The 12,668-nt window shown below is 64.3% G+C and carries 11 protein-coding genes, 1 tRNA gene and 1 rRNA gene; 8 read left to right on the forward strand and 5 right to left on the reverse strand.

Going from position 1 to position 12,668, the window contains the following annotated elements:
- Positions 1–114 (forward strand): 5S ribosomal RNA (gene rrf / locus IQ25_RS09330).
- A 127-nt stretch (positions 115–241) separates the two neighbouring features.
- Positions 242–318: transfer RNA gene (locus IQ25_RS09335), tRNA-Met, on the forward strand.
- Between the two features lie 216 nt (positions 319–534).
- Here IQ25_RS09335 and IQ25_RS09340 read toward each other — a convergent pair.
- Both IQ25_RS09340 and acs read right to left on the reverse strand, forming a co-directional pair.
- The gene (locus IQ25_RS09340) at positions 535–1,677 is read right to left on the reverse strand and encodes a M42 family metallopeptidase (protein ID WP_144905109.1); all 1,143 of its coding nucleotides are present in this window, start codon (positions 1,675–1,677) and stop codon (positions 535–537) included.
- A 120-nt stretch (positions 1,678–1,797) separates the two neighbouring features.
- The gene (acs, locus tag IQ25_RS09345; RefSeq protein ID WP_144905111.1) at positions 1,798–3,747 is read right to left on the reverse strand and encodes an acetate--CoA ligase; all 1,950 of its coding nucleotides are present in this window, start codon (positions 3,745–3,747) and stop codon (positions 1,798–1,800) included.
- Positions 3,748–3,952: 205 nt separating this feature from the next.
- Between acs and IQ25_RS09350 the strand changes: the two genes are divergently transcribed.
- The 6 genes from IQ25_RS09350 (at position 3,953) to IQ25_RS09375 (ending at position 10,000) form a co-directional block, all read left to right on the forward strand.
- The gene (locus tag IQ25_RS09350) at positions 3,953–4,288 is read left to right on the forward strand and encodes a DOPA 4,5-dioxygenase family protein (RefSeq protein WP_144905113.1); all 336 of its coding nucleotides are present in this window, start codon (positions 3,953–3,955) and stop codon (positions 4,286–4,288) included.
- A 258-nt stretch (positions 4,289–4,546) separates the two neighbouring features.
- Positions 4,547–5,269: a response regulator transcription factor gene (locus IQ25_RS09355; RefSeq protein ID WP_144905115.1), complete on the forward strand. Its 723-nt coding sequence runs from the start codon at positions 4,547–4,549 to the stop codon at positions 5,267–5,269.
- Entirely contained in the window at positions 5,269–6,576 is a 1,308-nt protein-coding gene (locus tag IQ25_RS09360) for an ATP-binding protein (RefSeq protein WP_181447220.1), read from the forward strand. Before IQ25_RS09355 ends, IQ25_RS09360 begins: the two co-directional genes overlap by 1 nt.
- 115 nt (positions 6,577–6,691) lie before the next feature.
- Entirely contained in the window at positions 6,692–7,387 is a 696-nt protein-coding gene (locus tag IQ25_RS09365; protein ID WP_144905118.1) for a carbonic anhydrase, read from the forward strand.
- Complete coding sequence (locus tag IQ25_RS09370) at positions 7,384–8,919, forward strand: SulP family inorganic anion transporter (RefSeq protein WP_144905120.1); 1,536 nt, start codon at positions 7,384–7,386, stop codon at positions 8,917–8,919. Before IQ25_RS09365 ends, IQ25_RS09370 begins: the two co-directional genes overlap by 4 nt.
- Positions 8,920–9,145: 226 nt before the next feature.
- Positions 9,146–10,000, forward strand: a complete 855-nt coding sequence (locus IQ25_RS09375) for a TorF family putative porin (RefSeq protein WP_144905122.1) — start codon at positions 9,146–9,148, stop codon at positions 9,998–10,000.
- Here IQ25_RS09375 and IQ25_RS09380 read toward each other — a convergent pair.
- From IQ25_RS09380 to IQ25_RS09390, 3 genes are read right to left on the reverse strand one after another with little or no spacing between them, the layout of a single operon-like run.
- Positions 9,910–11,502: an alginate export family protein gene (locus IQ25_RS09380; RefSeq protein WP_246415473.1), complete on the reverse strand. Its 1,593-nt coding sequence runs from the start codon at positions 11,500–11,502 to the stop codon at positions 9,910–9,912. The two genes, IQ25_RS09375 and IQ25_RS09380, sit on opposite strands and share 91 nt — an antisense overlap.
- A complete protein-coding gene (locus IQ25_RS09385; RefSeq protein ID WP_144905124.1) occupies positions 11,499–12,209 on the reverse strand; it encodes a YoaK family protein in 711 nt (236 codons plus the stop codon). Before IQ25_RS09385 ends, IQ25_RS09380 begins: the two co-directional genes overlap by 4 nt.
- Before the next feature lie 29 nt (positions 12,210–12,238).
- The gene (locus tag IQ25_RS09390) at positions 12,239–12,667 is read right to left on the reverse strand and encodes a DoxX family protein (protein WP_144905126.1); all 429 of its coding nucleotides are present in this window, start codon (positions 12,665–12,667) and stop codon (positions 12,239–12,241) included.
- Position 12,668 lies beyond the last annotated feature (1 nt).

Raw genomic sequence — 12,668 nt, forward strand, 5'->3', positions numbered from 1 at the left:
CTGGTGACCATAGCGTCCGTGCCCCACCCGATCCCATCTCGAACTCGGCCGTGAAACCGGACAGCGCCAATGGTACTAACGCTCAAGCGTTGGAAGAGTAGGTCGTCGCCAGGCATTGAAGCTTGCGGAAGTTGAGGAAACCCATTCACAAATCACCCTCCCGACAACAGACGGCCTCAAGCCGTCCGACGTCAGAAGGGCGCGACAGGCAGGCCAAGCCCGCCAGTCCACACAACCCCGGCGCGGGGTGGAGCAGCCCGGTAGCTCGTCAGGCTCATAACCTGAAGGTCGCAGGTTCAAATCCTGCCCCCGCAACCAACACTCGAAAGCCCCGCCTCGTGCGGGGCTTTTGTGTTTGTGTTGTGCGATTGCATCACCGGAACGGTCGAGTTGTGCGCGTACGCTAAACTTTGTGACAGTCCCTTGAGGATGCGGTATCGGGTCGTTCGTAAACGTTGCCCGGCGCGGCCTTGGGAGAGGATGCGACAACGTTCGCGCCGCGCCGGGTTTTATTTCTTCATCAACTTTGGACAGTCACGGTGTGAAATCGCGGATTTCTGCGACCGTCTTTGCGTCCAGCTTTCTGACGAGTGCGACGACGAGATCGACCATCTGGTCGAAGTCGCGGCGGTTGATGATGCCGGTGTGGACGTGGGTGTAGCGTGCCGGAACGACGAGATTGACCGTCGGCGCGCCGCCTCCAACCGTCTGCATTTCCGCGGAATCGTCACCGTATCCCTGCACGAGATCCAGTTGCAGGGGGAGCCCTGCCTGCTTTGCGGTTGCCTTGATGAGAGCGACGAGTTTGCGGTTGGGCAGGGCGCTGCTGTCGTAGAGAAACAGGCCGGGGCCGCCACCGAGTTCAACCTGGCTTTCCTCGGGCTTGGCGCCGCCGGAATCGCCGGTCACGCCGCCTTCGATGGCGATGCCGATGTCTGGTTTGACGATCGCGGTCGAGGCCCTTGCGCCGCGCAGGCCGATCTCCTCCTGAACGGTGGCTGTGAAGAAGATCTGATTGGGGTGACCGCTGGCCTTGAGACGCTCCATGGCGACGAGCAGGACGGCGCAGCCGATCCGGTCGTCCCAGGCCTTGCCGGCGTAGTTGCCGGTGCCGTTGAGATCGATGAACGGGCTGTCGGGTACGATCGGGTCGCCGGGGGCGATGCCCAGTGCAGCGACGCCTGCTGAATCACTGGCGCCGACATCGAGGAACACCGCGTCGCGCCGGATGAGCTGGCCGCGTTCCTCTTGCGGGGCGAGGTGGACGTCGCGGATCGAGCTTACCGCGCGGACCGGGCCCTTGCTGCCGAGAATGATCCAGCGCTGGCCGGCGATGGCCTGATCGAGCCAGCCGCCGAGCATCTGCATGGTGAGGAAGCCGTTTGGCGTGGTGCGGCGGACGATGCCGCCAAGTTCGTCCATGTGCGCGGCGATCATGATCCGGGGACCGCTGCTGCCCTGGCGGGCGATGACGGAGCCGAGGCCGTCGTAGCGGATGTCGTCGGCCAGCGGCTTCATGCGCTCGACCATGATCTTGCGGACAGGCTCTTCGAAGCCCGATGGGCCGGGAGCGTCTGCGAGTTCGCGCAGCAGGTCTTTGGTGCGGTCCTGCGCGGTGGCAGGCAGGGTAACGGTTGTTGCCAGCATGGCCGCCAGCGCTACGGTCGAACGCTTCATTTGCCCCCCTTGCTCCCTGACGCTGCAGTGCTGAAACGCGGTTGCCGCGGCAGGGAGGTTATCAAGGAGCGTGCGCGTTTGCGCAAGGTGGGCCGACCACCCTTGTCGGCCGTGTTCCGATCAGGCTTGCGCGAGTTGCGGGCGATTGGCGAGCAGATTGTCCACGACGCTCGGGTCCGCGAGAGTCGAGGTATCGCCCAGGTTCGAGACGTCGTTCTCGCCGATCTTGCGCAGGATACGGCGCATGATCTTGCCCGAGCGGGTCTTGGGCAGGCCGGGCGCGAACTGGATCACGTCGGGCGTGGCGATCGGTCCGATTTCGTGGCGGACCCACTGGATCAGTTCCTTGCGCAGCGCTTCGTCGGGTTGGACTTCGGCGTTGCAGGTGACGAAGGCGTAGATGCCCTGACCCTTGATGTCGTGCGGCATGCCAACGACCGCCGCCTCAGCGACCTTGGCGTGGGCGACCAGCGCGCTTTCGATTTCGGCGGTGCCCATGCGATGGCCGGAGACATTGATCACGTCATCGATGCGGCCGGTGATCCAGTGATAGCCGTCCTCATCGCGGCGGCAGCCATCGCCGGTGAAGTAGAGGCCCTTGAAGGTGCTGAAATAGGTCTGGAAGAAGCGTTCGTGATCGCCCCAGACAGTGCGCATCTGGCCGGGCCAGGAGTCGGTGATGACGAGGCACCCGTCGGTTGCGCCTTCGAGGAAAGTGCCGTCGTTGTCGACCAGTGCCGGCTTCACGCCGAAGAACGGGCGTGAGGCGGAGCCCGGCTTCAGGGGCGTTGCGCCGGGCAGCGGGGTGATCATGGCAGCGCCGGTTTCGGTCTGCCACCAGGTATCGACGATCGGGCAGCGGCTGTCGCCCACGACCTTGTGGTACCATTCCCATGCCTCGGGATTGATCGGCTCGCCCACCGATCCGAGCAGGCGCAGCGACTGGCGGCTTGTCTTCGTTACCCATTCGTCGCCTTCGCGCATCAGTGCGCGCAGGGCGGTGGGGGCGCCGTAGAAGATCTCTACCTGGAACTTGTCGACCACTTGCCAGAAGCGCGAGGGATCGGGGAAGTTGGGGACGCCTTCGAACATGACGGTCGTCGCGCCGTTCATCAGCGGGCCGTAGACGACGTAGGAATGGCCGGTGACCCAGCCGATGTCCGCCGCGCACCAGTAGATCTGGCCGGGACGGTAATCGAAGACATACTGGTGCGTCATCGACGCCCAGACCGAATAGCCACCGGTGGTGTGAAGCACGCCCTTGGGCTTGCCGGTAGAGCCCGAGGTGTAGAGGATGAACAGCGGGTCCTCGGCACCCATTTCCTCAGGCGCACACTCGACCGATTGTGCGGCAATGCCGGTCGCCCAGTCGACATCGCGGCCTTCGACCACGTTGACGCTGGCGCCGGTGCGGCGCAGCACGATCACGGAATCGACGCCCGGGCACTGTTGCAACGCTTCGTCGACATTGGCCTTGAGCGGCACCTTGCGTCCGCCGCGCAGGCCTTCGTCGGCGGTCAGGACGATGCGGCTGTCGCAGTCGATGATGCGTCCGGCCAGCGCATCGGGGCTGAAGCCTGCAAAGACGATCGAGTGAATCGCGCCGATGCGGGCGCAGGCGAGCATGGCGACGGCCGCTTCAGGCACCATCGGCAGATAGATCGTTACGCGCTCGCCCCGCTTGACGCCGCGCGACTTGAGCAGGTTGGCAAAGCGGCAGACGTCTTCGTGCAGCTCGCGGTAGGTGATCGCGCGATGGGGCTCGTCGAGGCCATCGGGCTCCCACAGGATTGCCACCTGATCGCCGCGCGTCGCCAGATGGCGGTCAAGGCAGTTGGCCGAGAGGTTGAGCGTGCCATCCTCGAACCAGCGGATGCCGAAATCGGCTTCGTGGAACGAGGTGTTCTTGACCTTGGTGAAGGGCCTGATCCAGTCGAGCCGCTTGCCGTGTTCGGCCCAGAAGCCTTCCGGGTCCTCAACCGACTGGCGGTACATCTCGAAGTAGCGCGCCTCATCGACCAGCGCGTTGGCGGCCCATTGCGCCGGGACCGGGTAGACTGCCTCGCCCATGTCAGACTCTCCTCAGGATGCTTCGTCTTGCCCGGGGCTTTACCGTGGGTGAGGCCTTCGGGCTTTTAGACAATAGTCGTAGATATAAGCCGAGCGGTGCTGTGGCCGACAAGTGCCTTGCGATCAAGACTGGCGGCATGATCTTTCGAATTTGTGGGGGTCACCGCCACTTGCCGTAGGCGCGGATGCGCGCCATTTGCGAGCCATGTCATTGTTTCGCGATTATCACGCTCATGTTTATTTCGATCCGCACGAAGCGGGCGAGGCCGAGCGCCTGTGCCTGTCCATGCGCGATGCGCTGGGCGTGGCGATGGGCCGGGTGCATTCCCGCCCGGTCGGCCCCCATCCGCGCGGGTCATGCCAGATGACCATTCCGGCCGACCGCTTATCAGAGGCGTTGCCGTGGATGATGGTTCATCGCGGTAACTTTACCGTGTTCTGTCATGGCAACAGTGGCAACGATCTGGCCGATCATACGGCGCATGTGATGTGGCTCGGCGACAGTGAACGGCTGAATCTGGACCAATTCCGACCGAATTGATCATATTCTGCATTCTAGCAACACTTTGTCTCGAACGCGCCCGTTGCGCGCAAAAGCATCGCCCCAGCAAGGTATTGTGCGGATCGGGACGGGGCGCATCGGGATGAAACGGGAGCATCGCAGGCCTTTTCCGGTTTTCGATCCCCGGGTTTTCTCCAGATCCCGTCGATCTGCAGTGTTCGAGACTGCTCTTCAACCTTGGCACCACGTGCGCCGCTGCTATCGTGCGCCGTGCTGTCGCAATCGCGCTGGGAAATTATGCAATCTCCATCGATCGTACTGGTAGAAGACGACGGCCCGCTGCGCACACTCACGGCGCGTGCCTTGCGTGAAAACGGCTACACCGTTCGCACGGCCGCCACGGGGGCGGAAATGTGGGTGGCTCTGGAAAGCGAGCCTGCCGACCTCGTAGTGCTGGATATCATGCTGCCGGGGACCAGCGGGATCGAATTGTTCCGCCGCCTGCGCAAACAGAGCGACGTGCCGATCATCTTCGTATCCGCCCGTGGCAGCGAGGAAGATCGCGTGCTGGGCCTTGAACTGGGCGCCGATGATTATCTGCCAAAGCCTTTCAGCACGCGCGAACTGGTTGCGCGCATCGGCGCGGTTCTGCGCAGGGGCACCAACACTGTCACCGACACGGCCGGCGACACCGGCAGCCGCAGCGGCGACATCCGGTTCGATGGCTGGACTGTTTCCATGGCCCGGCGCGAGCTTCATTCGCCGAGCGGGGCAATGGTCGATCTGACCGGAGCGGAGTTCGACCTGCTTTCGACCTTCATCAGTCAGCCGCAGCGCGTCCTTGGGCGCGAGCGCCTGATCGAACTGTCACGCACCCGTCTTGGCGACAGTTCAGACCGCAGCGTCGACGTGCTGGTCAGCCGTCTGCGCCGCAAGCTGTCGGCGGCCGGTGGCAATGCACCGATCGTCACCGTTCGCGGCGTGGGGTACATGTTCAAGGCAGAGGTGCAGCGCACCTGATGCTGGCGCGCCGGTTTGGTCTGCCTGAGCGGCTGCTTGCGATCCTGCTGCTCGTCGCGCTCGTCGACTTTGCGGCGAATACCCTGCTTTTCGAACGCGCCAGCCGCTTTGCCCTGCGCGAGGACGATGCGGCTCGCGTCGCCGAGAACTTGGTCATCGCCAGCCGGGCGATCGAGCGTGCACCGGTGGCCGAGCGGCGACAGGTGGCCAAGGCGCTGAGCTCGAGCCGTTTTGCGCTCGACTGGCAGCCGTCCGGCAAGCGTCCGATCGGTTCTGTCCAGCTATCCCGTCTGCGCGAGCAGATGGTCGAGGATGCGGCAGAGCTTGGCCGTTCCGACCTTCAGCTGCATCTGAGGCCGGTGGCCGTTGCCGGAAACGTCTCAGGCTCGCTGCTCCTGCCCGATCGCAGCGTTGTGCTGTTCCAGACTTATGCAAGCGATGCCTGGAGCCTGAACGCTGGTCGCATCCTCACGCTGATGTTGCCGACGCTGGCGCTGGTGCTGCTGGCCTGGGTGTTGTTCCGGGCAACGCTTGCCCCGCTGCGCACGCTCGTCCGCGCCTCGAAATCGGTCGGGGCAGGGCCGCCGCAGCCGCTGCCGGAGCAGGGCACCGCCGAAGTTCGCGACCTGATCCACGCGTTCAATGAGATGCAGCAGCGCGTCTATGAATCGATGACCAATCGCACCCAATCGATGCTGGCCATCGGACACGACCTGCGCACGCCGCTTGCGCGGATGCAACTGCGCGTCGAAGGCCTCCACATTGACGAGGAAACGCGTGACGGCATGGACGCGGATCTGGGCGAGATGCGCCACATGCTCGAATCCCTGCAGGCTTTCGTCGAGACTGGCGGCTCGCGCCTGCCCGCCGAGCGTGTCGACGTTGCGGTCATGACGCAGACGCTGGTCGATACGGCGGCAGACAACGGCAGCGATGCGACATTCCACGGGCTCGAAAGCCTCGAGATCGTCGCCCGTCCGGTCTCGCTGCGGCGCGCGCTTTCGAACCTGATCGAGAACGCATTGCACTATGCCGGAAACGTGAGGGTCACGGTGCGGCGGGACGACAGCATGGCCGAGATCGTCATCGAGGACGATGGGCCCGGCATTCCGCCAGACCGGCTTGATGATGTGCTGCAACCTTTTGTCCGACTCGACTCCGCCCGCGCCCGAGATACGCCGGGCATGGGCCTCGGGCTCGCCATCGTCCAACGCGCGGTACAGCTTGAAAATGGCACACTGCACTTGCGCAATCGCCCCACCGGCGGCCTGATTGCGACCTTGCGCTTCCCTCTCGCGACCGGATGAGTGCAGCGCAACATTTCGTTACGCAACCGCGCCGAAGCAGAAAGAGACGCGTCATACTTTCGTCAGTGCTTTGACAATCCAGCAGGATTGTCTGCACCAACGAAAGGTTTCTTCCGTGAACGAACTCATCGGCCGCGTATTCAGCTTCGAGAAGACTGTCTTTCCCGACAGCCGCGAACTGTTCGGCAAACTCGTCAGCGAAGGCCAATCGCCAAAGGCGCTGATGATCTCATGTGCGGATTCGCGCATCGTGCCAGAGCAGATCATGCAGGCCCAGCCCGGCGAACTGTTCGTCTGCCGAAATGCCGGCAACATGGTCCCGCCCTACGCGACGATGAACGGAGGCGTCACGTCGACCGTGGAATACGCCGTGATGGCACTGGGCGTGCGCGACATCATCGTGTGCGGACATTCGGACTGCGGTGCGATGAAGGCGCTTTCGGCTCCCGAACTGCCTGAAGGCATGCCCAATGTCATAGCCTGGCTGCGGCATGGCGCGGCAGCGGAAAGCGTCGTCTCGAGCTGCTCGCCGCATCTGGAGATGGACGAGCGCGTGCGCGCGGTCAGCCTGCAGAACGTGATCGTCCAGCTTGACCACCTGCGCACCCATCCTTCGGTCGCGACGGCCATCGCCAAGGGCGAGATGTCGCTCCATGGCTGGTTCGTCGACATCAGCGCGGGCATGGTGATGGGCCTTGATGGCCAGACCGGCGAATTCGTGCCGCTGCGCGATGACAAGCCGCTGCCGGTGGCGCTGCCTGCCCGCTCGCGCCGCGTGCTCGACGCCTGGACTGCCGAGGCCGCAGAATGACCTCGCATGCCGCCGAAGCAGGTGAGCGCAGCGGTCCGTTCCGCTTCCTCGCCAGCGACCTGACCGCGTCGATCGTCGTTTTCCTTGTGGCCATGCCGCTGTGCATGGGCATCGCCATTGCTTCGGGCGTGCCGCCCGAGAAGGGACTGGTCACCGGGATCATCGGCGGCATTGTCGTGGGCCTGCTCGCGGGCTCGCCGCTGCAGGTCAGCGGCCCTGCTGCAGGGCTTGCGGTCATCGTGTTCGAGTTCGTGCGCGACAATGGCCTTTCGGCGCTTGGACCAGTGCTCGTGCTGGCAGGCGCGCTTCAGCTTGTTGCCGGCGTTGCCCGTCTCGGCGGCGTTTTTCGGGCCATCTCGCCTGCGGTCGTCCATGGCATGCTCGCTGGGATCGGCGCGCTGATCGTCATCGGCCAGTTTCACATCCTGTTCGACGCGAAGCCGCAGTCGAACGGGATCGACAATCTTGCCATGATGCCCGCGCGTGTCCTTGGCCTGACACCGTTCGACCTGCGCTCGACTGAACTTGCGCTGATGCTTGGCCTGCTGACCATCGGCACGATGATCGCGTGGGAGAAGCTCAAGCCTGCGAAGCTCGGCCTTCTGCCGGGCGCGCTGCTTGGCGTGCTTGCCGCAACGCTGGTGGCGTGGGGCGCAGGGCTTGACGTTGCCCGCATCGCGGTGCCGGATTCGATCGGCGCTGCCTTTGCCTTGCCCGACGGGAGCTTCCTTGCGCCGCTGACGCAGGGGTCGCTGATCGTCTCGGCCATCGCCATTGCCTTTATCGCGAGCGCCGAAACGCTGCTCTCTGCCGCTGCGGTCGACCGCATGCACGACGGCGTGCGCACCGACTACAACAAGGAACTGCGCGCGCAGGGCGTGGGCAACCTCCTGTGCGGGGTATTCAATGCCCTGCCGATGACCGGCGTGATCGTGCGCAGTTCGGCGAACGTGCAGGCCGGCGCCAAGACGCGCCTTTCGGCGGTGATCCACGGCGTGTGGATCCTCGGCTTTGTGGCTCTGCTGCCCTTCATCCTGCGCGAAGTGCCGATGGCTGCGCTGGGCGGCGTGCTGGTGGTCACGGGCTGGAAGCTGGTCAGCCTGAAGCAGGTGCGCCGTCTGTTCGAGGTTCACGGCTTCATGCCCGCACTGATCTGGGTGGCGACGTTCGTGCTGGTGGTTACGACCGACCTGCTGACGGGCGTGCTTGTCGGCCTTGCGCTTTCCGCGCTCGAACTCGTGCCGCATCTGCGAAATCTGCGCTTCAAGGTGGGCGAGACCACGATTGGCGAGACGGTGCGACTCGAACTCGAAGGCGCCGCGACGTTCCTCGGTCTGACTCGTCTGACCAGCGCTCTCGAGCAGGTTCCGCCGCGCAAGGCTGTTCACGTCGACCTCGATCGTGTCCATGCCATGGATCATACGACGGCAGAGATGCTGACCGAATGGCTGGCACGTCGGCGTTCGCGCGGAGACGAGGTGCGGGTAACCGGACCCGATGCCATCCTGCGGCCTTTGACCCCGACCGCATGATCCTCGCCCCCGCCGCCAATGGCCCTACGGCGGGGGCGACGTGATGCCAAAATGCCACGGCTCCCTGTCGATAAGACAGGGAGCCGTTTTACGTGTGACTTTCGATCTTGCAGTGCAGCAAATCGGAATGTAGGAAATATGACATCTGCAGTGACGTCGCTCCACGAGAAGCGCTCGCACGGCAGACGCAGGTGGAACGTGATAACCTATCCAGGGAGCGTTCCGTATGAAGTTCCGTCTTGCCGCAGCTGTGGCACCTGTCGCCCTCGCACTCTTTGCGACCCCCGCATTCGCTCAGGAAGCGGAAGAATCCAAGCCCGTCACCGTCTCGGGCAGCGTCGGCCTCGTTTCCGACTATCGCTTCCGCGGCGTTTCGCAGTCCGATCGCTCGCTCGCGATTCAGGGCGGCCTGACCATCGCGCATGAAAGCGGCTTCTACATCGGCACCTGGGGTTCGAACCTCGCCGGTTGGGGCACCTTCGGCGGCGCCAACATGGAGCTCGACCTGATTGCTGGTTACAAGCACACTTTCGGTGATGCTACTGTCGACGTCGGTGCGACTTGGTACATGTACCCGCGCGGCTTCGACAACACCGACTTCATCGAGCCCTATGTGAAGGTTTCCGGTTCGCTCGGCCCGGCATCGGTAACCGCAGGCATCGCCTACGCACCGAAGCAGGAAGCGCTTGGCGCATGGTATGCTGACGGCGCTGCCGCTGCTGCAGGCGTCTACACCGCACCCGGCGACAAGAACGACAACCTCTACGTCTGGACCGACGCCGCTGCCGGCATCCCCGACACCGGCCTGACGCTGAAGGCGCACGTCGGCTACTCGAAGGGCAACGAAGGCCTTGGGCCGTTCGCAACCTCGGTTGCTCCGACCGGCGAATACCTCGACTGGTCGCTGGGCGCCGATTACGCGATCCCGGGCACCCCGCTGACGCTGGGCGTTTCCTACATCGACACCGACATCAGCGACGCTGAAGCCGCCTACCTCCAGCCGAGCTTCTCGCGCGGCCAGGACGGCACCGGTTCGATCGCCGGATCGACCGTGGTGGTTTCGCTGACCGCTGCGTTCTGATCGGACAAGACCTGCTGGAAATGGGACCCTCTCTTCCTTCGGGAAGGGAGGGTTTTCCTTTTGCGGCTTGTACCGCTTGCAAACATGGCTGTGTCTTTGCGGGGAGGCGTAATCGAGCAAGTCGTCCAATGCATGCCAGCCGCTTGCCCGCTAGAGTTTGTAGCTGGCTTCGAGCCCTGCCATGTAGATCGGCGCTGCAGGACCGGTTTGGCGAAGGTACGCACCGGCTGTGAACATTGCGATGGAGCCGGACAGCGACAGGACGTTGCTCGCATTCCATTCCACGCCCAGCCGATCTGGTTTCCTATATGCCTTGCGGAGGAAGTCCCGGCGGGCCGGATTTCGCTGCCGGGCACGTCGTAGATGCCGTCGCGGAGCGATGCACGCCAGAAGCTCGCGGCTGAAACCTCGACGGTAAAGCCTCCACCCGCATGGATGTCGATGCCGGGGTTCACGTTGAAGATGTTGCGCGGGCCGATCGGGGTCAGTTCTCCGAAGTAGCGACCTTTGGGGAACAGCGCGTTGAAGGTTCCGAGCACGCGGTCGTCCGGGCTTTTGTCGCCACTGGCGTAGTTCGCGCGAAGGCGCAGGCGTGGTTGGAGCGTGACGTCCGGGAAGCTGATCGCAGTTTCCGTAGCCTGCGACCAGGCACGGATGCGCTGACCGGCAAAGGCGCCGCGCTGGATCATGGTTTCCCAGTTCCACGCCAGACGGACGTAAGGGCCGAGGAGGTGGTGGCCAAACAGGCGAAGCCCGAATGTGTCGCGGCGTTCCTCGCCCGTAACGGCGCCGAAACGAGCTGTCTGGTTGCGGTATCCGATCCAGTAGAGATCGAAAGCCAGGTCGGGACTGGCGCTGAGCGTGGCGTAGACAGCGCGTAGTCGCCGCCGGTCCGATGCATGATCGTCGAAGTCTCCCGGCCCGATCTGGACAGCGCGCAAGTTCATCAGATCGAGGCGCAACCGGCCCAGGTTGGCTGTTGCACGGACACCATCGAACGGCTGCGGGATATTGGGACCATAGCGCGTGCCGACCAGACGTTCCGAACCGAGCGCGACCAGTTCCCGCCCGCCGCGCAGGGTGAGCCTGCTGTCCTCGCCGAGAGGCAGGTTCAGGTCGGCGAAGCCCTGAAGCAGGTCGACACCCGTCTCGTCGGCAGGACCGTTGCCGCCCTTCACGCCTCTGGCGAAGCCGACGATCGGCTGGACGAAGGCCCGCACCGGCCCCGCATGAAGGTCGGCGAGGGGCATCATTCGCAGCCATAGATACCCGTCGTCCGGCGCATCGCCCCAGAGGCTGTTTGCGTAGCTCTCCTGCCGTGCGCGCATCTCCAGCCCGAGTGTGAGCCGCACCGCTCCCCCCTCATCGAGCGGGAGGTTCTTCAGCCCGGCGGGCTGGAGTGACCAGTCCTCGTCATATCGCAGGTTCGTGCGCTCGGGCGCATTGGCAAGCGCGGGTGTAGCGCACGCAAGGCCGGTCAGGACGAGCAGATGGCGGATCATTTTCTCTGCAGTTCGGCCATTTGCGGATGGCGGACGAAAATCGTTGTAGCGACGAGCACGACGCCGGCGGTTACCAGCAAGGTGGGACCAAGGCCGAGGGTGTGAAAGATCAGCGCACCAGCCGCGGCACCGGCAAAGATGGCGAGCACGGCACCGAGCCGCGCGGGAAGGTTCGATGTCGTGCCCGAGGCAGGTCGGGAATCGGCCGCTATACCGGTGATGGTCAGGGTCAGGACGGTCGTTGTAAGATCGGGCACCTTGAGTTGCCGCACGATGGCGTTGCGGAAGCCCATAGCGCCCGCTGTCAGGGCGATGATGCAGGGCAGGAGTACGGTAGAATCGGGCGCCCCCATCTTCGCAGCGTAGAGGCCAAGCAGCCCGGCGAGGAACAGCAGGCAGCTTTCGATCGCCGCCGCGAGAACCAGCCAATGGTTGAGCCGGGGCGTCCCGTTGCTGCGCCACAGCCGGCCTGCGATGGCCGCACCGGCCATGAATGCGGCGAGCGCCACCACATAGCTCAGCGGGTGGAACCCCGGTGAGCCTACCGTGGCAAAGGCGAGGAACACGACATTACCCGTCATGTTCGCGGTAAAGACCTTGTCCATGCCGAGGATGCTGGCCGCGTCGACCATGCCGGTCGTGGCGGAAAGGACGAGCAGCAGGCGGAACAATGGCGCCGGCGTCTTCAGTGGCACGCTCTGATTCATCTCATCTCCTTCGCGCACCCGGGAAATCGTCAGGGTCGTCGTTGTCTCCGGGCATGCTCGGCAACCAGCGCGGCAAGGACGAACCCTCCGACGAGGCCGACATGTTCGAAGAAGGCGTTGGTCGCCGCGAAGCGCTCCTGTCCTTCCATGGTCCAGAAGGCGTTGGCGACGAAGGCTGCGAGCAGGGTGAACGTGCCCAGCATTCCCGCCCCCAGCCAGACCATCCGGCCCCACAGGATCAGCAGGGGGCCGACGATTTCGACCGCGATGACAAGGCCCGCCCAGAGCGCGGGCGGATTCATCCCGAAATGCGCCTGTTCTGCGACGGCCGCGGGCCAGTCTGCCAGCTTGACCACGCCGCCGATCAGGTACGCCCCGACCAGCAGCAGCCGGGCGAGGAACCATGTCGGCGGCCAGTCGAGCACGGCATGGATCAGGCGAGGTTCGGCATCGCGCATG

Origin of the sequence: Novosphingobium taihuense (genome assembly GCF_007830315.1) — a bacterium.
Lineage (GTDB): Bacteria > Pseudomonadota > Alphaproteobacteria > Sphingomonadales > Sphingomonadaceae > Novosphingobium > Novosphingobium taihuense.